Annotated in this window: 21 protein-coding genes, 1 tRNA gene and 1 pseudogene; 5 read left to right on the forward strand and 18 right to left on the reverse strand. The window is 66.0% G+C overall.

Annotation, left to right across the window (positions count from 1 at the left end):
* Positions 1-374 precede the first annotated feature (374 nt).
* On the forward strand, positions 375-740 hold the full coding sequence (locus tag AB0I35_RS13035; protein WP_357396522.1) for a VOC family protein: 366 nt from the start codon (positions 375-377) through the stop codon (positions 738-740).
* Positions 741-1,203: 463 nt separating this feature from the next.
* Complete coding sequence (locus tag AB0I35_RS13040) at positions 1,204-1,686, forward strand: hypothetical protein (protein ID WP_357396027.1); 483 nt, start codon at positions 1,204-1,206, stop codon at positions 1,684-1,686.
* 502 nt (positions 1,687-2,188) lie between these two features.
* Here AB0I35_RS13040 and AB0I35_RS13045 read toward each other — a convergent pair.
* The 11 genes from AB0I35_RS13045 to AB0I35_RS13095 form a co-directional block, all read right to left on the reverse strand.
* Positions 2,189-2,401 carry a hypothetical protein gene (locus AB0I35_RS13045; protein WP_357396028.1) on the reverse strand — a complete coding sequence of 71 codons (213 nt, stop codon included), beginning with the start codon at positions 2,399-2,401 and terminating at the stop codon, positions 2,189-2,191.
* Positions 2,402-2,700: 299 nt separating this feature from the next.
* A complete protein-coding gene (locus AB0I35_RS13050; RefSeq protein ID WP_357396029.1) occupies positions 2,701-3,927 on the reverse strand; it encodes a hypothetical protein in 1,227 nt (408 codons plus the stop codon).
* 234 nt (positions 3,928-4,161) lie between these two features.
* Positions 4,162-4,695: a hypothetical protein gene (locus AB0I35_RS13055; RefSeq protein ID WP_357396030.1), complete on the reverse strand. Its 534-nt coding sequence runs from the start codon at positions 4,693-4,695 to the stop codon at positions 4,162-4,164.
* A 77-nt stretch (positions 4,696-4,772) separates the two neighbouring features.
* Positions 4,773-5,135, reverse strand: coding sequence for a hypothetical protein (locus AB0I35_RS13060; RefSeq protein ID WP_357396031.1), 363 nt, complete (start codon positions 5,133-5,135; stop codon positions 4,773-4,775).
* Positions 5,132-5,611 (reverse strand): hypothetical protein, encoded by a 480-nt coding sequence (locus AB0I35_RS13065; protein ID WP_357396032.1) that lies wholly within the window; start codon positions 5,609-5,611, stop codon positions 5,132-5,134. Before AB0I35_RS13065 ends, AB0I35_RS13060 begins: the two co-directional genes overlap by 4 nt.
* Positions 5,608-5,943, reverse strand: coding sequence for a hypothetical protein (locus tag AB0I35_RS13070; protein WP_357396033.1), 336 nt, complete (start codon positions 5,941-5,943; stop codon positions 5,608-5,610). Before AB0I35_RS13070 ends, AB0I35_RS13065 begins: the two co-directional genes overlap by 4 nt.
* A gap of 51 nt (positions 5,944-5,994) precedes the next feature.
* Complete coding sequence (locus AB0I35_RS13075; protein ID WP_357396034.1) at positions 5,995-6,765, reverse strand: class II glutamine amidotransferase; 771 nt, start codon at positions 6,763-6,765, stop codon at positions 5,995-5,997.
* A complete protein-coding gene (locus AB0I35_RS13080) occupies positions 6,753-8,003 on the reverse strand; it encodes an amidoligase family protein (protein ID WP_357396036.1) in 1,251 nt (416 codons plus the stop codon). The genes AB0I35_RS13075 and AB0I35_RS13080 overlap by 13 nt, the downstream gene beginning before the upstream one ends.
* 91 nt (positions 8,004-8,094) lie before the next feature.
* A complete protein-coding gene (locus AB0I35_RS13085) occupies positions 8,095-8,883 on the reverse strand; it encodes a hypothetical protein (RefSeq protein WP_357396037.1) in 789 nt (262 codons plus the stop codon).
* Positions 8,871-9,962 carry a hypothetical protein gene (locus AB0I35_RS13090; RefSeq protein ID WP_357396038.1) on the reverse strand — a complete coding sequence of 364 codons (1,092 nt, stop codon included), beginning with the start codon at positions 9,960-9,962 and terminating at the stop codon, positions 8,871-8,873. The genes AB0I35_RS13085 and AB0I35_RS13090 overlap by 13 nt, the downstream gene beginning before the upstream one ends.
* 228 nt (positions 9,963-10,190) lie before the next feature.
* On the reverse strand, positions 10,191-10,475 hold the full coding sequence (locus AB0I35_RS13095; RefSeq protein WP_357396039.1) for a hypothetical protein: 285 nt from the start codon (positions 10,473-10,475) through the stop codon (positions 10,191-10,193).
* 579 nt (positions 10,476-11,054) lie between these two features.
* On the opposite strand from AB0I35_RS13095, the gene AB0I35_RS13100 reads away from it, so the two are divergent.
* On the forward strand, positions 11,055-11,525 hold the full coding sequence (locus tag AB0I35_RS13100) for a hypothetical protein (RefSeq protein WP_357396040.1): 471 nt from the start codon (positions 11,055-11,057) through the stop codon (positions 11,523-11,525).
* Here the strand turns inward: AB0I35_RS13100 and AB0I35_RS13105 are convergent.
* Positions 11,510-12,061, reverse strand: coding sequence for a hypothetical protein (locus AB0I35_RS13105; RefSeq protein ID WP_357396041.1), 552 nt, complete (start codon positions 12,059-12,061; stop codon positions 11,510-11,512). The two genes, AB0I35_RS13100 and AB0I35_RS13105, sit on opposite strands and share 16 nt — an antisense overlap.
* A gap of 306 nt (positions 12,062-12,367) precedes the next feature.
* Positions 12,368-13,198 carry a DUF2637 domain-containing protein gene (locus AB0I35_RS13110; RefSeq protein WP_357396042.1) on the reverse strand — a complete coding sequence of 277 codons (831 nt, stop codon included), beginning with the start codon at positions 13,196-13,198 and terminating at the stop codon, positions 12,368-12,370.
* Positions 13,199-13,669: 471 nt separating this feature from the next.
* On the opposite strand from AB0I35_RS13110, the pseudogene AB0I35_RS13115 reads away from it, so the two are divergent.
* Positions 13,670-14,626: pseudogene (locus tag AB0I35_RS13115) on the forward strand (recombinase family protein); the annotation flags it as partial.
* 685 nt (positions 14,627-15,311) lie between these two features.
* On the opposite strand, the gene AB0I35_RS13120 reads toward AB0I35_RS13115, so the two are convergent.
* Positions 15,312-15,396, reverse strand: a tRNA-Leu gene (locus tag AB0I35_RS13120).
* Between the two features lie 197 nt (positions 15,397-15,593).
* Positions 15,594-17,237 carry an FAD-binding protein gene (locus AB0I35_RS13125; protein WP_357396043.1) on the reverse strand — a complete coding sequence of 548 codons (1,644 nt, stop codon included), beginning with the start codon at positions 17,235-17,237 and terminating at the stop codon, positions 15,594-15,596.
* A gap of 157 nt (positions 17,238-17,394) precedes the next feature.
* On the opposite strand from AB0I35_RS13125, the gene AB0I35_RS13130 reads away from it, so the two are divergent.
* Complete coding sequence (locus AB0I35_RS13130; RefSeq protein ID WP_357396044.1) at positions 17,395-17,688, forward strand: hypothetical protein; 294 nt, start codon at positions 17,395-17,397, stop codon at positions 17,686-17,688.
* A 361-nt stretch (positions 17,689-18,049) separates the two neighbouring features.
* Here AB0I35_RS13130 and AB0I35_RS13135 read toward each other — a convergent pair whose 3' ends face one another.
* The 3 genes from AB0I35_RS13135 to AB0I35_RS13145 form a co-directional block, all read right to left on the reverse strand.
* Positions 18,050-18,718 carry a hypothetical protein gene (locus AB0I35_RS13135; RefSeq protein ID WP_357396045.1) on the reverse strand — a complete coding sequence of 223 codons (669 nt, stop codon included), beginning with the start codon at positions 18,716-18,718 and terminating at the stop codon, positions 18,050-18,052.
* Positions 18,715-19,371, reverse strand: coding sequence for a hypothetical protein (locus tag AB0I35_RS13140; RefSeq protein ID WP_357396046.1), 657 nt, complete (start codon positions 19,369-19,371; stop codon positions 18,715-18,717). Before AB0I35_RS13140 ends, AB0I35_RS13135 begins: the two co-directional genes overlap by 4 nt.
* A 277-nt stretch (positions 19,372-19,648) precedes the next feature.
* Positions 19,649-20,170, reverse strand: coding sequence for a hypothetical protein (locus AB0I35_RS13145; RefSeq protein WP_357396047.1), 522 nt, complete (start codon positions 20,168-20,170; stop codon positions 19,649-19,651).
* Positions 20,171-20,217: the final 47 nt, after the last annotated feature.

Genomic DNA, 20,217 nt, shown 5'->3' on the forward strand with positions numbered 1-20,217 from the left:
CAGGCAGCACGACATTGGGGCGGCTGCGCCGCACCTTGATAGGTCGAGCGGAACGGGTACGCCGGATGTCAGATATTCGATTGGTTTTGATCGCGAATCCCGACACCACCCTGTGCGCGAATCTCGACACAGCTCGATCTGGTGTTCGCGAATCTCGACATCGCCCAGCTAGTCGACTGGGTCGGCACCCTGGCGCCCTGACCAACTGCGGGAGGCAAGTCGGGGTACCGCCGGGCTGCAACCAGATCGGCACACGGCCGAGCCCGACAAGAGCGCTGTCCGCCGCCCGAAAAGGAGTGGAGTTGGGCCACGCCAGTGCGGTTGAATGACTGCCTGCGCCACGCGGCCAGCGAACATGGATGATTGAGGAGTCGATGATGCCGATCGCGACGCTGCGAGGTGTGACTTTGGACTGCGCCGATCCCCGGGCGCTGGCCCGGTTCTACCAAGAGCTCACAGGCATGCAGCTCGGCTACGACGCCGACGGATTGGTCGCCCTGATCGATGGTTCGTGTTGCGACCTGGGCTTCCAACAGGTCGACGGATACCAGGCCCCTCGGTGGCCCGGTCAGGATGTGCCGCAGCAGGTGCATCTGGACCTGAGGGTCGAGGACCTCGACGTGGCGGAGAAGTTGGCGCTGGGGTTCGGCGCGGTCAGGCCGGACCACCAGCCGGGCGGTGACCGGTGGCGGGTGCTGCTGGATCCGGCAGGTCACCCGTTCTGCCTGGTCGTCGGCTGACAAGCAGGGGTCTTGCCACCGCGACCCGTCTGGTGTTGCACCAGAGCCAGTCTGGACTCATCGGACAAGAACCAAACCTTGCTCCTGTCACCGGAACTCGGTCCGATTGGCCCAACTGTCGTGGCAAAGCGACGATGTTGGGCCAACTTCGGCCGGTAAAGGTCCAGCTTCACCGGCAGCAGACAATGGTGGCGAATTCGTGACCAACCGCGGGCCTGGCGGTGACGGAATTCGCGACCAAACGATGCCCAGATTCGCGACCGAGGCCAATCCGATCCGCCGCAGGTGGAGCCCTCACCACCGGAAATAGCGGATACAGCGTGTGTATGGTGCCGAAGACGCCTGTCGACGCCAACCAGAAGCAATCGGACGTGATCGCGACCTTCTACGACGAGAATCGGGTCATGGACGGTGATCAGTTCTATGTCCGCGCCGACCCGTCGTTGTGAAACAGGAGGATCCGATGGTGACCTTGACCGACATCATCGATTACGACAACGGCGGTCTGATCTATCTCCTCGATCGCGCGCTCGACTCGCAACCCAGAACCATATCGTGGGACGGCGAGCGCCGGTTGCGGCCCGGTGTCGGTGCGTTAGCGATATCCACCGGTCGCGACCGCAGCCACGGCAACCTCGGCCGCGTCAGCGTCGGCGTCGGCGACGGTGGGTTCCCACCGGAACCCACCGGGGCCGAGTTCATCGAGGAAGCCAGCTACCTCACCGAGTTGGGGCGTGAGTATGTCGGCTCGAGCTACTACGAGGAATGCCAAGGTGAGCTCGCAGTCGGCTTGACCCCGCCGGGCCCCGCCCGCGTTCATGTCCGCCTCTACGAGGTAGCTGGACCGCACGAGTCGTATTCAGCGTCCGCGCCAGGACATGAGACTCGGTCGGTGCCAGTAGATGTCCATCTGCTTCTGCACATCTGGAACGAAGCAACCGCCTGAGCATGAACGACTTCGGACCCGCGGCGCGCCTGCCGCGGGCCCGAACCGTGGGGGAGCAGTCGATTCGATCAGCCCACCTGGTCGATCCGATTCGAACTACCTCAGGGGTCAGCTGTGCGCGGCTCCGTGTCGTCGGCGGTGCTTGCCGCAAACGACTCCTTGGCAGCCTCGAGAGGCGACAGTATCGTGCGCGGGCCGGATTCCGCTGGGCGAACCGTCCCGCCAGTGCGGGTTCCGCCTCCCGGGCCGATTGAGGGGGTCCGGCACGATGGCGGCGACGTCGACGCAGGCAAATGCGTCTTGGCGCCGGGTCGAATACGCCCTGGCCTGCGCCGAACTGGGCGCGTCCGACACTCATGTCGCGGCCGAGGTCGGTTCGTCGATTGGAGAAAACGCCCGCGACTCTCGATCGGCGCGATTCCGCAGACAACGGAGGTCCAGGCCGCTCACTGGGGCCCGGACCTCCGTCGCGAAATTATGGTGGTTGGGTGCTCGTCGTCGGTTATCGGCTGGGGCCCGTAGCGGTCCAGCCACCGTCCTCGTCGGTCACTCCGTCGCCGAGGACCACCGGGTCTTCTTTTCCGGTTCCTGGTCCTGGCTGGGAATCGCGCACGAAGTCCCTTGCGGTGGTTGGGGTGGGACCGTCGATGAACGGTTGGTCGCCATCGCCGTCGGTCGGCTCTTCGTCGTCTAACGGGTGATGATTGTCGACCACTGAATACTCCCTCGGATCGGTCGTCGACTGAGTCGATGAGGTGCGAGGAGCGCCGCTACGACCGCTATCGCGAGCCTACCGGCACCAGCAGACGAAGACCTTGCGCTCGGCGAAGGCTGGTGCCCGACTGCTGTCGGCAACTCCGTGGGCAGGATCGACGACGACAACCCTAGCGGCGAGCAGCGCGAGCTCGATTTCGCCGAACATCGAGGGCTTCCGCGCCCGCGCGGGTGCTCCACCGCGGGAGACCGGTGCTCGTGCGGATCGCCAGTGGTGCGCGAGCACCGCTAGCTCCGCGGTCAGCCGACCGAGCGGATGCCCCGCACCGTGTGGTGCGATCCGAGTTGGGCGAGTTCGGCGATGAGTGGGGCGTAGTCGGCGCGGGTCGCCAGCCAGGCGGTGAAGGTCGACCATTCCCACCCGCTGTAGCGGGCGACCTCGCGGGATCGGAGGGTGCGGGTGTATTCGGCCGATGCGTGGGCGAAGCCGAGAGCGGCTTGGACCTGTTGGGGTTTCAAAGAACTGGTGAACACCCTCAGTTCGAAGGTGTCTTCGGGGTAGACGTTGATCGCTTGCTGGCGGCCGAACCCGTGGTGACTGCCGTGAGCGAATTCTCGGCACTGTCGCCGGGCGGCGGGACTGAACTCGGCCCAGGTGGAGTTTCGGCGGGCCAGCCTGGTGACCTGGGATTGGTTGCGGTGGATGAATTTCATCCACCGGTAGATGTGGGCGGGGGAGTCGAATCCGTCGCGGGACAGGTGGATGTGGATGCCGACCCCGTCGTCGGTGTGGCAGCCGAGCAACCGCAGTCGGGCCAGCAGCGACCAGGGGAACTCGGTGATCGCGTAGTGGTAGGTCATCGGGTGGGTGACCAGTTCGAACCCGCAGTCGATCGAGCCGTCCTCCTTCAGATACGCCAGGTCCCCGATGGCGGCGACGGTGGTATCGACGGCATCGGTGAAACCAGTCGGGGTAGCGCGGATTTCGAGTTCCAACCCCAGATGGAGGGGGCCCTCGCCGTGGAAGACGGGGGTGGGCTCGTAGAAGTAGTCGAAGATCGCGGGATGTTTGGTTCGGCATCCCGAGCACCGGTCGGTATCGGCGGGTACGAGGGTGACGCAGTCGTCGCACTCGCGGTAGTCGCGTTCGCACCGCTCGCATACCTCGGCGCCGCCGTCGACGGTGTAGGAGTGTGCGGTGCGTGCGAGGCAATCGCCGCATCGCAGGTAGTTCCGGGCGCAGCTCGAGCAGACGTCGTGACCGCCGGCGATCTGGTCGAGATCGCGGACCAAACCTTGGCAGTCCAGGCAACGAGACCATCCAGCCCGGCAGTCGGCACAGAGTTGATCCCCGTCCGCGGTGCTGGTGAGGTCGTTACTCGGGGAGCCGCATTCGTCGCATGCCGACAGCTGCGCACCGCAGGAAGAACACAAGCGGTCGCCCTCGGCGCTGTTGACGAGGTCGGCGGCCAGGGTCGGCGCACGGCACTGGTCGCAGACGGTTTCGGCGAGAACCAGAGTGGGCACAGGGGTGTTTCCTTCCGGGGAACAGCACCGAGCCCGCACCCGTGGTGGGTGCGGGCTCAATGCCGGTGAGGAAGCAGGTGGTGCGGACCAGCCCTCGAGTCGGGGGCGAAGTGGAAGGTGTTGTGGGTATCCACAGGCCTATCCACAACATGTGGAAAGGTGTCGGTGCCGGTCGAGTCGGTCACCGCCCGACAGGCCGGCAGCTCGGGGTCCAGCGGCGCCGATTGGGACTGCTCAGGTGCTGGTTCCGTGACGTTCGTCGAGAGCCGGTGCCTGCCACAGGGTTCGGGCGGCGATGATCGCGGCGAGCAGGTCCATCGGTTGTGTGTCATCGGAGCCGGGAGCAGGATCGCGGACTTTGCGCAGCCGCCGGATCGGTACTCCCCGTAGCGCGATGCCGGTGGCTTCGGGCCCGGATTCATCTGCTGGGGCGGTGATGATGTGGTAGTCCTGTAATCGAATCCAGGCCTCGTACCAGGCTTCGGCGGGCTTGCCTTCCCTGCCAGGGGTCGGGTCGTCGTTGGGCGCCCAGAACTGGCATCGGCACAGCGGGTCGGTGCATCGGCTCAGCGGGGTGTTGCCTGCGGGTTTGTAGCGCTGCATGGTGCCGGCGAGCATGACGCAGGCTTGCCGGCTGTACCAGGCGCATTCGGGGTGCAGGCCGGGTTCGACGGCCACGCCGCGCAGGTAGTCGGCGGGGCGGATCATCAACACCAGGGTCGCGTCGAGGGCTTCGCCGCAGATCTGGCATCGCTTGTGGTGCAACACTTCTGCGAGGCGGTGCGGGTCGATGCGTCCCCAGATCGGGCGGGTCCGGTCGCGGTGGGCGAGGGTGATGTGGGGGACTACGAGCCCGGATGAGAGCGGTGCTTTCGCCAGGCGCGCGGGGATCGGAACACGCTCGGCCGCAGGCGGCCGCGAGCCGGGGGATCCGGAGGTTGCGGGGGTTGCGGGGGTTGCGGGCAAGGAGGCCTCGAATCTGGTGGTTCGGTATGGGGTGCGGTTTCCTGGGTGGGGGATCGGTGGGCGACGAGGACGACGGTGGTGGTCCGGTCCGGGGCGAAGGGTGTTTGGACGCGGAGATGGATCAGCGACACCAGGGAGGTGGTGGTCGGTGTGCCGCTGTTCCACGGCTCGTAGAGGTCCTCGTCGAGGTCGGGGATCTGGGCTTGCAGCCAGGCGGTGAGTTCTCCGACGTGGGTGATCACGATGTCCAGCGTTTGCCGGTGTGGGGGTCGTGGTCGTAGACGGGCACCACGGTGGGTGCGCCGAGCGTGTGCTCGGTGACCGAGGTCGGCAGCACGGCTTCTTCACCGCCCGCGGCCCACCACCCGGGCGCGATCACCCACCGGTCCTCGGCGAGGTGGGCGGGTACCAGCCGCCAGCTGATCCCGGTCTTCGCGATCCCGAACGGGTCGGCACCCCACCTGGTTTCGCGGGTGCCCTCGGGCGTGATGGTGTGGATCGCGGTGGCGTGTTCGATGCGCACCAAGGCCATCACCGGCAGGTGATCGGCGATGATCTCGGTGTGGGGGAAGACCGCGATCGGTGTTCCCGCGGCGGGGGTGTCGGCGAACGCGGCGTGCCAGCCGATGACCAACACCTCACGCGCGGGCCGGGGGATCGGGTGCAGACGCGCGGTCCAACGCGATGGGTCGGCCGCGCCGAGCGCGGTGGTGCTCACAGCAGCCCCTGGTTGCCGTCGGTGGTGGGCCGCTGGTGTTGTACGGATTCGATGAACCGCAACGGCACGATCACCTGCTCACCGGCATCGGTGCTCAGGTTGGCGTGGCGGGCACCGACGGTGTCCACGCTCAACCGCGGCATCAGATGCCCACCGCGGGTGCGGAGGGTGACGGTCAGGTTGTTGTGGCGGGCCTCGTGGAGTGCGGCCACCACCATCATCGACTCGGTCGAACCGGTCACCGGGTCGGCGACAGGGCCGAGGCCACGCAACTGGTTCAGGGCGGCGCGCACCCGGTGGCGCAAGGGGACAACGGTCAGTGGATAGGTCATCGAGGATGTCCTCTCAAGATGGTTCCAGCCGGAGCACGAAAGAGATGAGTGTCAGGCGGTTTCGAGTTGGAGGAGGTCGGCGTAGCGGTCGGCCTCGTCAGAGCAGGCGCAGCGGCAGCGCGGGTAGGGGTTCAGGCACGCTTCGCAGAAGCCGCAGTACGGGCAGTGCGGGCCGTCGGAGTTGTCGTACTCTGCCCCGCAGTTGTCGCAGAACCCGTCGCCGAACTCGTAGTCGATGAAGGCACCGGCCGGGTATCGGCCCAGCTCGTAGGTGTGGTTGGAGTACCAAGATCCGTCGCGCCAGTGTCCGCGGTGTTCGTTGAAGATGTAGGCGGGGTGTTTGTAGGCGGGGTCGACGGTGAGGATGGCGGCCTTGTCGGTGCCCAGCCACCGTTCGAACCGTTCCCGTCCGGCCCAGGAATCCAGCGACCCGAACGGGGTGTGGGGCAGGAAGTCCTCGGCCGCGATGCGGGTATCGGAGCGGTCGTCGCCTTTGAGGGGGTGGACGTGCTCGGGCAGGATTCCGTTGTGGGCCAGCACGCTTCGCTTGTCCCCGCCGATGGTGAAGGGGTGACAGTTGGCGGTGGTGTGTTTGCCGTGGGTGGCGAAGCGGGAATGGAACAACGCCGGTCCGTCGGGGAATGATGTTCGGGCGTGTGCGAATTCGGTGATGGTGGTCTGTGGGTCCAGGCCGTGTCCGACGATGAGCCGGTCTCCGGCGTGTACGGCCCACCCGTGCCCGTGCGGGTTCGCGACGGCGCCGGCGGCGAGGGCTTCGTAGTCGGCGGTGATGCCGGGTTTGATGACGGTCAGGATGCACATGCGAAGTCCTCCAGGTTGCTGCTGGGCACACCGGTTTCGGTCGGTGTCAGTGCGGCGAGTTCAGCGGTCAGGGCGGCGTATTGCGGTCGCGCGGCGACCCACGCGGTGAAGGTGGCCCACTCCCAGCCCTGGGCGGCGACGACGTCGTGAGCACGCAAGGCGCGCGTGTATTCGACCGAGGCGTGGGCGAAACCGAGCGCGGCTTGGACCTGTTGCCGCTCCAGTGAGCTGGCGAAGACCCGCAGCTCGAAGGTGTGCGCTGGTCGGGCGTTGACGGCGTGATAGCGGCCCCACCCGTGTCCGCCGTGCGCGAGGTCCTTGGCCATGTTCCGGATGTCGGGGTCGAAACTGGCCCACTGCGTGAACTGGCGCCGCGCCAGGGCGGTGACGTCGTCTTCGTTGCGGTAGACGAGTTTGAGCCACCGGTAGATGTGGGCGGGTGAGTCGAACCCGGCCCGCGACACATGGACGTGGATACCGACCTCGTCGTCGGTGTAGCAGCCCAGCAACCGCAGTCGCGACAGCACCGACCACGGGAACTCGCTCATCGCGTAGTCGAAACTCATCGGGTGGGTGACCAGTTCGAACCCGCAGCTGATCGACCCGTCGTATTTCAAATAGCCCAACCCGTCGAGAGAGTTGTTCGCAGTAGCGACCGAGTCCTCATAACCGTGGACGGTGGTGCGAAGTTCGAGTTCCATGCCCAGAAACAGCGGCCCTTGCCCGTGGAAGACCGGCGGTGGGGTGTAGTCGGAGTCGTGGACGCGTGAATGGTCGGGCTGGGCGCAGTCGTCGCAGTGGTAGTCACGACCGCGGACCAGGGTGCGACATTCGCGGCACTGGGTGTAGTCGTCGCGGCAGTCCTCGCACACCGCTCGATCGCCGTCGACGGTGTAGGAGTCGGCGGTGCGCAGGTTGCAGTCGTGGCAACTGGTGTAGGACTCGGCGCAGGACTCGCACACGTCATTGCCGGAGAGGACCGCCACGATGTAGGGCGCGTAGCGATCGCAGTCCTCACATATGGTGCAGGGTGCTCGGCAACCGGCACACCAGTAGTCATTGTCAGTGGTCAGCGCGGTATCGCGGGCAGGGAGATCGCACCTCTCGCACAGGTCGAGGCAAGCGACACAGTCGGCACAGAGTTGTTCGTTCTCGGCCGTTTCGACCAGCTCCCCCGCAGGGCGGTGGGCTGAGCAGGCTTCGCATTCGGCGAGGTCGACCAGGACAGCGGTGGGCATGGAATTCCTTCCCTGGAAACGACGAAAGCCCACACCGACGGGGTGCAGGCTCAGGGGAAAGCGTTGGTGACTTGCGGGCGCGGCCGACTCGTCAGGGACTCGGGGCGGTCGGTGGCTTAGCAGGCAGCGTCAGCGGCCGGCTGTGGGCACGGTGGCGGGCAGCGTTGGGGCGGGGTCGGCGGCATGCGCAGTGCGGGAACCGGTTTCCGCAGGCGAAGCACCACCCGCACGTGGTGCAGTAGCGGCCGACCCGGTGCACGTCGATGGCCTCACAACTGCGGCACGCCAAACTGCGACGGGTGGTGTACCGCTGTGACCAGGGCAGGTAGCTGCGATTCGAGTACCAGATCCCGTTGTCCCAGTGGCCTTTCGATTCGTTGAGCAGATACACCTGCTGGTCGAAGGCCGGGTCGACGGTCAGGATGAGAAGCTTGGATGACCCCAGCCAGGATTCGAGCCCCCGAAACCCCTTGTGTGTGTCGATCGACCCGAACGGTGCACCGGGCAGGTAGTCCTCAGCGGCGATGCGAGTGTCGGATCGCCAGTCATACGGGCCCGGATGCACCCGTTTGGGCAGGACACCGTTGTGCGCCAACACCGTCCGCCGGTCGCGACCCAAGGGGAAGGGGTGGCAATTGTCGACGGTGCGGATGCCGTGGGTGGCGTAGCGGGAATGAAACAACGCCGGACCCCGCGGATGCTGTGCACGAACCCGGGCGAACAGGTCGATCACTTCCTCGGCGTTCATGCCGTGACCGGTCACGATCCTGGGTCCAGCGACGACGGCGAACCCGTGCCCGTGCGGATTCGCCTCGGCACCGTGACGCAACGCGGTCGGATCCGGGGCGACGGAGGCCGGGATGAAGGTCAAGAGGCACACAGCACGCCCTCCTGTTCGTCGATCTGGTCGGCAAGGTGGGCGAGTTCAGCGACCAACGGGGCGTATTCGAGGCGGTGGGTCAGCCAATCGGTGAACCGATCCCAGTTCCAGCCGCCCGCCCGGATCTGGGCGACGGTCAGGTCGGCGGTGTAGGCGATGGAGGCTTCGGTGAACGCCAACGCCGCCTGCACCTGGCCGGGGTCGAGAGTGCTGGCGAAGACCCGCAATTCGAGGGTGTCGCGCGGGTGGGGGTTGATCGCCTGGTACCGCGGCAAACCCACCGCATGGCGAGCACCTTTGGCCAGGTCCTTGGCCCGAGAACGGGTATCGGACTCGAACGGGGCGTAACGGCTGGTACGCCGCGCCAACCGCGAGACCTGGTCGGAGTTGCGGTACACCAGTTTCATCCACCGAAAGATGTGCGCGGGACCAGTAAACCCCGCCCGCGAGGCGTGCACGTGCAACCCGACACCGGCACCGGTCTCACACCCCAACCGGGCGAGCTGGTGCAGGACCTGCCACGGGAAGCCGGTGAGGGCGTACTGGTAGGTCATCGGGTGGCACACGATCTCGAAACCCATTGGCCGGATCGAGGAATCACGCTTGAGATAACCGAGCGACCCGAGTGCGTCGGTGGCGGTCGCGATGGCGTCGTCGAAACAGTCTTCGGGTACAACGACTTCCAGTTCCAACCCTAGGAACAACGGGCCGGTGCCGTGGAAGATCGGGTCTGGGCGGTAGGTGTAATTCCACAACGTGTGCCGATCAGCGCACCGATCACACCCACGCCGCCCCGCCAACAGCGTGCCGCAGTCCGGGCACGACCGCAGCTCCTGAGTGCACGTGGGGCAGGCGCGATGGTTGCCGACGACGTAGCGGCTGTGGCGGGTGAACCGCTCACACCGGAAGCACTGATCGAACAACTGATGCGCACAGATCCCGCAGACGAAACCACCGGTATCGGTCCGCAGACCGGTGAACGTCACCTCCGTACACGACACGCACGGGTTCAGCCCGGTCGCACAGTCCGCACACAGGCGTCGCCCGACGGCGGAGTCGGTGAGCGCGAGCGAACGCACGCCGCAGCGGTAACACTGCGGGCATGTTCGGGCGCATCCGTGGCAGACGATCCCGGCGTCGATCGAGAGACGTACACCGGGTTCGCGGGTTCGGCAGATCCCGCACGGATCGGGCAGATCGAGGTCGGGCACAGCAAACCCCTTCCGAAAGACGACGAACGCCGCACCCGAAGACCGGATGCGGCGGGAAAGACAGGACGAAAACGTGACCGAGAAAGGGGAGACAGGTCAGGCGGCGCGCGCAGTTGCCAGGCGGCAGTCGACCAGTTCGCCGAGATGGTGGCCCTCGCAGGTAACCAGTTTCAGCACACACGAGGGCTGGGCGAGCTTGCGGCGGGCGATCGCCTCGAACTCATCGATCCGACTGGCGTTGATGGCCTCGTAATTCGCGCCCACATCCCCGCCCAGACCATCGACGGCAGGTAGTCCGGCGTGATGCCACATCCGCACGTACAGGCCGAACGCGGTGGTGTTCAACGGGGTCATCAAGCTCGCGCGCATCAGCGACAGCACGACCTCGACCGAGGTCCCCGGCTTGGTCGACACACCGGTCGCGACCCGCTCGAGCAGCTCGCGTGCGTGAGCCCGATAGACGAACTCGGTGCCCAGCCTTCTTCGGTCGGGGTCAACAGCGAAAAGCTGTGGTGCAACACATCAGCCACATCGGGATGACGCTGCTGGGCGCGACGAATCTCATCCTCGGCCCACTCCTGCTGCCTGAGCGTCGCGAGGAGGATCTTGACGAACTCCGATCCGGCGATCTCGCGGAGAATCGGTTCGAACCTGGTGAGCTCGGCAGTCATCGGTGTCCCTTCTGCGGAAACTGAGCGGGGGCGAAACAGTTGGGATGGAACGCGAAGTCCACGCCCATCAGACGCCGCGCTCGCACGATCGGAGCGTGAGGAAGCGTCCATGGGGACTGAGCGAAAGATGATGTAGCGCTGGTAGGTTGCCTTTGCGGTGCTGGCGAGAGGCTGAGGTTGCGGCGTAGGCTGGCAGCGGAAGAGCCGCTGGTCGGGCCATTCTCAGGAGATTGAGATGCCTACTGGCAAGCAACGACGGTCCAAGCGTGATCCCGAATCGAGTCGGCGTTTGGACGAAGTCCAGAACGTGCTGAAGACGCGGCGTGAGGCGGCCAAACGCCGCGAGACCGCGACGATCGACGCGGTCCAGACCTACCTGCACGCTGCGGGAGCGATCCGACAGTGCACCGGGATACGCGATCAGCGCGTCGGTGAGCTGCGCAAGCGGATCGAACAGTCGGAACGCGAGTTCGAGGCCGAAGTCACGCGATGGCGCGGTCAGCAAGCGGGCGCGGTGGCAGCGATGCGCACCTTGGGGGAGTCCGATGACAACATCGGTGAACTCCTCGAATTGACCAGCAAACAGGTGCGACAACTGATCACTGTGGCGCGGGCATCGGAGACCGCAGCGAACGATCCGGATCTGTCGGGTCGTGCTCTACGTCCCGACCATGTCCAGGAACCTGAACGGGCAGGCACTGAAAGCCAATCGAGGGCCGGGCTGAACACCGGAGAACAGATCGGTCAGAGTTTGGCGTAACCGCCGGTGTTCCAGACGTACCACCGGAAATGGCTGGGTGCGAGCGGGACTCGGTAGGGGATACCGGGTTCTGTCGGGTAGGGCCAGTAGGCGACAGCGCATCGGTGGCAGTAGTAGCCGTGGCTCCACACATGACGTGCACGGTGCCGCCCGGAATCGACCTTGCTGTTGCGGCGTGCACGCTTGAACGCGGTCGTGAAGATCGCGACAACAGGGATAGACAGCACGATCGGGAACAGGTAGAGGCCCAGCAGCGACGCCATCATCCGCAGCGGATGCGAGGGCAACGGCTCCATGGTCAATCCGATACTGCACAAGCCGAACACGAATAGGACGAACAACATCAGGACCGACCCGAGGAACGACAGCGGGCCCGCCGAAGGCAGAACCGGTTGCCACGCCAGACTTCTCGCCAGGGCGGAGCTGTGGCTGAACTCGCGGGTGGAGGTCCCGATCACGGGGACAACACCGCTCGGGGCTACACCGAACCCGGTATGCACGCCGGTGCTGTAGCCACTGTGGGTGCCATCGGACATGACAGCGGGCACGTTCTGAACCCAGTCGACACGGTCGCACTGCGGACAGGACATATCGAAGTTCACAAGTCCCCCAAGGACATGGTTTCGCTGGAGACGAGCACGAGAAGTGTGATACCTGGCAACGAACCGTGCATCGATCAAACACGGGGACCGGTGCCACTGTCGATGTGGTGTGAACCACATCCGGCAAATGTTCAGCCAGCGTGCGCACAGGTCGAAACAGTGTCTGGCCCAACCGGTCACAGGTGTTGGGCGTGCGCACGGTCGGACCAGCGTGCGCACACCTCACCGGGCAGCCGGGCGCTACGTGCGCACGGTCGGACCGGTGGGCGCATGGTCGGTAGCCTCGTCGTTTTCTGCGTGCGCACGATCGGTGCCTGTCCTCGCGCGCAGCCGCTCGGCGTCGCGCAGCATTCGACTGATTGCCGACCGGCTGCGTCCGAGTTCGCGTGAGATACGGCTGGCGCTCCACCCGTGAACGTAGCGATGCGTCAGAACCATAGCGACGGTCGCGTGATCGCGACGCCCGCCAGGATCCTGGTCACAGATCCTGGTCGCCAGTTCCTCCAGATCCATGTCTGAACTCGTCTGATAGTCGAGGGCCTCCTCGATCAGTTCGGGAGGATCCGGTCGCGAGGCGGGAAGTGCGCCGCAGGCACCGTCAGTGGGGCGTTGGGCGGGCACGGGTCGGGGTGCTGGGAACTGAGATCGTCGCTCGATGGCGGTGCTGGGTTGACCCGCGTGAGCCAGAACCAGGAGGGCCAGTGAACTCTGGGTCATGCTGCCCTCCACGATGAGCGGCCACAGCCATGCTTCGCCCGCGGGCACGCCTGCGGTGATCGCCAGAGCGCGGAGCGCGGTGAACGACAACCAGAACGCCCCGGCGGCGATGACCACGGTCAAAGCGGTCGCGGCGCGTCGCGCGGCGGGGGACACGGTGTCGGCACGCGCCAGCAGCGCAACACCGTGAACGGCGGCCAGCAACGCCAGGGGCGGAATGACCGCGACGGTAGCGGCGACCACGGGCAGGGCCGTGGTGTGCAGGACAGCTTGGGTCGCGTTGCCGATCACGCTGACCCCGGCGGCAATGCACAGCTCGGTCCAGAAGAAGATGTGCGCACGGTCCGTGCGCACATCTTCTCTTGTAGGGGTTTGGTTTCGGGTAGATGGTGATGGTGCAGGCTGCATGGATTGATCCCCTTGATTCGGGGTGTGGTCGGAACGTCGCGGTGTGAGAACAACCGATCATCGAACTCCCACCGTGCGCACGGGTGTGCGGGCAACCGACGGCGTGCACACAACCGTGCGCACGGAGCGCAGTGGTCCCGTTGTATGAACTACCTGGCGCTCAGACGGAATATGAGGTCTTATGGATGGCGGAAGAGCCACTGACAGGTGAATGGATTCTGTCGTGTCTTCTTCCAGTACACCCCCCTCGCCGGAGCAGGCCAACCGCCCGGCTGAGGGTGATGCCGACTCCGACGTAGTTCGCGTTGTCGGCCCTGTAGAACCGCCCGTTCTCAATGCTGCTGCAGCAGCTGCACTTTTGCGTCTACTGCAGCGGATTCCGCGCTCAGACGCACACAACGACAAGTCGGAGTGATCATGCCCCAGATTAGGTTCGCGTTCGTCGGTCGGGTCTCTACCGAAGATCAACAGGACCCAGAAGCATCCCGCAATTGGCAGTTGGGACGTGCCAACGCGCTGATCGAACGCCACGGCCAGATCGTCGCTGAGTTCTTCGATGTCGGCCAATCTCGATCCATCCCGTGGAAGCGGCGACCTGAGGCCAATCGGTTGCTTGAGTCACTCAAAGACCCTGGCCGCGGCTTCGACGCAGTCGTGATCGGGGAGCCTCAACGTGCCTTCTACGGCAACCAGTTCGGTCTGACTTTTCCCGTCTTCGTCCACTACGGGGTCCAACTCTGGGTGCCTGAAGTGGGCGGGCAGATCGACCCAGACTCCGAAGCCCACGACATGATCATGTCTGTCTTCGGCGGCATGTCCAAGGGCGAACGCAATCGGATCAAGATTCGCGTCCGCGCCGCCATGGCAGCGCAGGCCCAGGTTGAAGGCCGTTACCTTGGTGGTCGGCCGCCATACGGTTACAAACTGGCCGACGCAGGTCCACACCCACACCCGGGCAAGGCTGCCGACGGCAAACGGTTGCATCGGCTCGAACCTGACCCTATTGCCGCACCAGTGGTGCAACGGATCTTCCGCGAATACTTGTCTGGCGTGGGCGTTTTCGCGCTCGCGCAGCTGCTCACCGCGGATGGAATTGCTTGCCCCTCAGCGCACGACCGAGCGCGCAACAGCCACCGTGAAGGGGCTGCGTGGTCGAAGAGCGCTATCCGCGCGATTCTCACCAATCCGCGCTACACCGGATACGCCGTCTGGAACAGGCAACGCAAGCAGGAATCTCTCATCGACGTCGAGGATGTCGCTCTCGGCCACGAAACACGGCTGGCCTGGAACCCGAAGTCGCAGTGGGTATTTTCCGATCAGCCCGCGCATGAACCGCTGATCGATCGCTCTGTGTTCGAAAAGGTACAGCTCCGGTTGGCCTCGCGCGGACCGCGATCAACGGGTCGGGCGACGCAGCGTCGTAAGCACTCCTATGCATTCAAGGGGCTGATCGCGCATGAGTCGTGTGGTCGCCTGATGCAGGGCACCTGGAACCACGATAAGGCGCATTACCGTTGCCGGTACCCGTCTGAATATGCCATCGCCAATCAGATCGACCATCAACTGTCAGTCTACGTACGTGAGGACAAGTTGACAGGACAGCTTGACCACTGGCTGGCTCAGGTCTTCCGTCCCGAGCGGGTTGAGGAGACATTGGTCACTCTCGAGAGCGCCCAAGTCGACACGGTGCCTCAACTCGAGGAGGCGAGGCGATTGATCAGCAACTACGATCGAAAGCTAGCCCGGTACCGCGATGCACTCGACGCTGGGGCCGATCCTGTCACGGTCGCTGGCTGGACCAGACAGACGCAGGCCGAACGGCAGGTCGCTGCGAACCAGCTGGCGAGCTTGGAACGAACTGTCGGCGAGAAGCCGCGGCTGAGCCGTCAAGAAATTCGGGAGCTGGTCGAGTCCCTCGGTGGAATGGTTTCGGCCCTCGGTCGAGCTGACCCGCAGGACAAGAATGCGGTCTACCGCCAGATCGGCCTCAAACTCACCTATGTAGACAAAACACGGGTGGTGATCGCCGAAGCGACCCCACCCGTGGGCGTACTGGTTGTGTCCGGAGGGGGACTTGAACCCCCACGCCCTAATACGGGCACTAGCACCTCAAGCTAGCGCGTCTGCCATTCCGCCACCCGGACTTGCTGGTGTGCCAAAAGATTATCCGACTGATTGTCGTAAACCAAATCGCCTATCTGACCTGCGGTTTTGGTACGGGCTTGGATGATCTTGACGGTGCGGTCAGGCGCCGAAACCTAGGACGCCTCAGGTCTCCCTGTTTCGGAGGCGAACCAGGGAGACCGACCACGGCGCCGAGCGCTCGGGAATGCCCGAATAGTTAGTTCTGGGCGACGTGCTGGACGCTGTGAGTTCCCGCACGGCGACCGGCGAAGACGCAGTCCGCGAGGGATAGTCCGCTGACGTAGCCGTTGGAGCAGATGCCGACCGCGGCGCGGCCGGCGGCGTAGAGGCCGGGGATGGTGTCGCCGGTTTCGGTGCGGACGGCGCCGGTTTGTTCGTCGACGAGGAGGCCGCCGAGGGTGAGCATCGGCATCGGGTAGGTGAGGCGGGCGGCGAAGGAGATGTCGAGCAGGGCGTAGGGGCCGGTGCGGATCGGGCGGCGGATGTCGTCGGGTTTGCCGAGTGGGTCGGGGGAGCCTTGTTCGATGGCCTGGTTGTGGGCGTCGACGGTGGTGCGCAGGCCTGCGGGGTCGACGCCCGCGCGGGTGGCGGCTTCTTCGATGGTGCGGCCGGTGGTGCGTCCGAATCGGAGGAGTCGTTCGGTTTGCATGCGCTGGAACCACACGGACTGGCCGGCGATCTGAGTGCGTGCTTCGGCGGCGAGTTCGGCGTCGACGAGCAGCCAGGCACGGTGGCCGGGGGCGGTGGCGACAGCGGCGCCCAGTGCCGCTCCGTAGCGCGATTCGTCGACCATGCGACTGCCTTCGGTGTTCACCGCGATCGCGCCGTAGAAGGCGCTGGGCGGGCCGATGAAACGCCATGCCGACATCGCGTCCATCTTGCCGGTGGCCGCGCCGATCTCCTCGGCCATCGTGATGCCGCTGCCGTCGTCCCCGGCCGACCCGAGCGGCAGACCCTGCGCCCAGGGGTAGTGGGGGCTGTGCCGGGCGACCATCGCCGCGTTGGCGATGAATCCGCCGGTGGTGAGTACGACACCGGAGCGGGCCCGGATGCGCACCGGCACACCGTGTTTGCGCTCGATACGTTCGATCAGCACTTGCACGGCCCGGCGCAGGCCCTGGTGGTACACCCCGGGTTTCGACGAGATCCGTGCCAGTGCCGCGAAACGGCGTCGCACGGCGGCGGGGGCGCCGTCGAGGGTAACCGCTTCGATGCCGGTCACCCGGCCGTCCTCGACCACCAGCCGGGTCGCCGTGGTTCCGGTGCGGACCCGGACCCCGCGGGCGGCGGCCGACCGTGCCAGTGGACGGAACACGGCCTTGCCCGAGACGCCGGGTCCGTGGGCGCGGTGCCCGCGCTGCCGTGGTTTCGCGAGTTCCCGGTAGCCACCGGCGTTTTCGCTGCCGGAGTAGTAGAGGTAGTAGTCGTCGGTGGGGTAGGAGGTCTTGTACGGGCACACCGATGCTTCGAACGGCACGCCGTGCTCGGTGAGCCAGTCGATGAGCGCGGGGGACTCCTCGCAGAAGCGGCGCAGCGTCGCGGGGTTCACCGCGTCGCCCACCTCGGCCTGCAGGTAGGCGAACATGTTGTCGGCGTCGTCGTCGATTCCGGCGGCGTGCTGCACCCAGGTGCCCGCCCCGGCGTAGATGATTCCGCCGGACAGCTCTGTCGCGCCGCCGCCGAGGTACCGGTCGATCGCGAGGACGTCCGCGCCGCGTTCGCGAGCGGCGAGTGCCGTCGTAACCCCTGCGCCGCCGTATCCGACAACGACGACATCGGCTTCATCGTCCCAGGTCAGCACCTGTACCACCTTTCGTGCGGCGGGTTGTCCGGGCCGCATCCAGAAACTATAACGTGTTCTAGAATGGCCGGGCCTCGTTCCGCCGGTGAGCGGTCCTTGCTGGGATCGGGGTGTCGTCCTGTGCCGCGACACTCCGTGAAACGCACTGGCTGTCTTACGATCCCGTTGTCGCTATCCATGGCCATCGGAGGACTTCATGCCCGTGACCATTTCCGCGTCGACCCGCGCTGTGTGGAAGATCGGCGCCCAGGGACAGGCGCAGATCCTGTTCGTCGACGACTCCGCCTCGAACGCACCGGCCCGCCGCTGGCCCGACACCGCCATGCCGGGCGGCCGCCCGGGGCATCTGGCATTCGATCCGAACGACTATCCGACCCTGACGCATGTCCGCACCCTTGTTCCCGAGTACAGCGCGCTGTGGGATGCCGTAGCCGAGGACTTGGCCGCGATGAGCGCCGGTGCCGAGTCCGCCGCAAGGACGGACAACTAGACCGGCGGAGGGGTACTCCCGGCATGCATCTCAGGCGCAGAGCCGCTATGCCTGCGCTGTCCTGTCCTGTGCCGGGGCCTCGAGCTGGCGGCGCAACTCGCGTACTGCCACTTCCGCTCTTGTCGATCTCCACCCGGCAGCGAACCGATCGGGGGCCGCATCGCATCAGTGATGACGAGACCAGTCGTCGGCACTGCCCCCGACGCGTCTCGTGTCGTGGGTGAGGAGATCGCTGGGGGGTCTCCTCACCCACGACCTATCCGCCGCGACCGCTCCGGCGATCGCACTCTGCGCGCGGCTTTCGGCCCGTTCGGCTAGCCGAACTCGGTAGAACCGGCGATGGCCGTGGCCTTCGTGGCACTCAGCTCAATCCGGCGACGATCGCCGACCGAACCGGGTCGCCGACCGGCAGGCCCTTGGCGACCCGCCGCCACGCGTTGCGTCCCGCCGTCAACGAGCACCGCACCGCGTCGGTGATCGCCGCCGCCTGCGTGTCGCCGAGCGCTGTGCCCGGCACGATGGAGATCTCCAGGTGCTCCGCCAAAGTCACTGCGCGGGTGACGATCTGACCGGTGAGCGACCCGTCGGCATCCGAATACAGGACGACGAGGACTTCGGATCGTTCCTCGCCCGCATGCACCGCGACGCGGACCACGTCGCCTGCCGTGGTGCCGGGACCGAACGATCGCACCGAAATCCGTGTCTGCTCGGCACCGGCGGGGGTACGTGTGAATTCGATGCCGAGCTCCTGGTCGATCTGTTTCTGGACGACCCGGCTCGAGGATGCTCCGTCGCGGGAGGAGGCGGCCAGTGGCCGCACCGTCCACCCGGGCACCCGCATCACGATGCGTCGCGCGGACAAGGAATGGGGTTCCGGTGTCGCGTCGGCTGCTGCCAGCAGGCGTTGCGCGATGCGGGCGCCCGCGGCGGCTGCCTCGGCATCGGGTTCGGCGTCGTCGGCGAGCGCGAGCAGCACGTCGATGTCGACGGGCAGGTTCAGCCGTGCGGCTCGATGGTCGCGCGCGGTCACGATGCCTCCTCGGTGTCGTGGTCGCGGGCGTCGAGTTGGGCGCGCAGGGCTTCGCGCAGCATCTTCGTTCCCGTCGCGCGCAACCGTTTGACCTTCTCCTGGCTGAAGTTCAGGTCCTCGGCGACCTCTTTGGTCGTCTGTACGTCGGTGTAGGTGCCGTCGGGGGCGAGTACGAAGGTCGCGCGCAGCACGGCGGCGGTCTCGGGGTGCGGGATCGCGTCGAGCGCGTCCCGCAGGACGGCGCGGTCGGCCAGCCGGTCGTCACCACTGACGAGTGTGTGGTCTTCGACGACGAGCGCGGTGGATTCGTAGTCGACCCGGCGTCCCGGGTGACGTTTCTCCGCTGTGCGGCGCCGTCTGTGCTGCAGCACCTGCCACTGGAGTTGCTGCAGGACATGGGTTTTCCAGTGCCGGATACGTTCGGTGGGCAAGGTCGCCGTCAACGCGACCATGGTGTCTTGGGCGACGTCTTCGAAGTCCGAACGCATGTCGGGGTCGACCCGTTCGACGACATACCGCGCCTTGGCCGCCGCATAGGTCGACATGGTGACCAGGTCGGCGCCGAAGATGTGTTCCACCACCGCGAGGCGCAGCGGTGCGGGGACCGCGCTCCAGGTGGCGCCGAGCCAGGTGTCCAAGGGGTCAGAAGTCAACCCGTGCCCCCACTTCGTCGGCGACTGCGTCGAATGCCGCACTGTCCGAGGAGAATTCGCGCGAGTCATGCGGTGCTCTGCGGTCGGCACCGGTCGGACGAGCTGGGCCGGGCAGCTCGATGCCGAACCGGCATGGTGTTGCTCCGCCCGCGCGCCGGTCGGCGGACCAGGAAACGACCGGACGACACTGGTCACAGCGGGAGCCTCCTGCTGATGGGAAACGGGCTCCTACACAGATGCCGTTGCTCGCGCCACCGGTTCGCACGACGGATGTGAGCTAGGACGGGCAGGTGGGGGAGGACACCATCATCGAGAACGCGATCTGGCAATACCAGGCCTTCTCGATCTTCCACTTCCCGTCCTCGGCGACGAACGGCACGATCAACGGGCTGGTCGCGGTGTTCATCCTCCCGGTGCCCTCGGCGAGCATGCCCGGCGCACCCTGCCTTGTTCCGGTGATGGTGACGGTGACCGTCGCGTTGTTCCGGCCTGGTGCTTCGGCGATGCGGTTGGGCAGACCCGGATCGTCGGCGATGCCCTGCACGTGATCGAGCTTCTCGGAGTTCGGGACCCGCGGGTCGAGCATGCGCGCGAACAGCCGCTCGACGTCGTCGGCCGACAGCAGTGGTGGCGGCGGTGTCGATGTGGGAGTGTTGGCACCGGCCACGGGCATGGCCGAACTGTCCCCGGTGGAGCAACCGGTGCCGAGCAGGGCGGTGATCGCCGCACCGGACAGCGCAGCACCGACAAGGAGTGGTCTCGACAAGATGGTTCCCCCGGGAAGGTCGTTGATGCGCATCGGTGTCGAGCTTATCCGTCCGTGGTGAACACGACTCGCCCCGCTGT

Origin of the sequence: Nocardia sp. NPDC050378 (genome assembly GCF_040655675.1) — a bacterium.
Classification (GTDB): Bacteria; Actinomycetota; Actinomycetes; order Mycobacteriales; family Mycobacteriaceae; genus Nocardia; species Nocardia coubleae.

Coding starts and splice junctions, on each gene's coding strand:
- AB0I35_RS13075 (WP_357396034.1), bottom strand. CDS start 6,765: ATGTGCATCCTGACCGTCATCAAACCCGGCATCACCGCCGACTACGAA.
- AB0I35_RS13105 (WP_357396041.1), bottom strand. CDS start 12,061: ATGTCCGATGGCACCCACAGTGGCTACAGCACCGGCGTGCATACCGGG.
- AB0I35_RS13035 (WP_357396522.1), top strand. CDS start 375: ATGATGCCGATCGCGACGCTGCGAGGTGTGACTTTGGACTGCGCCGAT.
- AB0I35_RS13080 (WP_357396036.1), bottom strand. CDS start 8,003: ATGCCCACCGCTGTCCTGGTCGACCTCGCCGAATGCGAAGCCTGCTCA.
- AB0I35_RS13040 (WP_357396027.1), top strand. CDS start 1,204: ATGGTGACCTTGACCGACATCATCGATTACGACAACGGCGGTCTGATC.
- AB0I35_RS13125 (WP_357396043.1), bottom strand. CDS start 17,237: ATGCGGCCCGGACAACCCGCCGCACGAAAGGTGGTACAGGTGCTGACC.
- AB0I35_RS13130 (WP_357396044.1), top strand. CDS start 17,395: ATGCCCGTGACCATTTCCGCGTCGACCCGCGCTGTGTGGAAGATCGGC.
- AB0I35_RS13145 (WP_357396047.1), bottom strand. CDS start 20,170: ATGCGCATCAACGACCTTCCCGGGGGAACCATCTTGTCGAGACCACTC.
- AB0I35_RS13070 (WP_357396033.1), bottom strand. CDS start 5,943: ATGACCTATCCACTGACCGTTGTCCCCTTGCGCCACCGGGTGCGCGCC.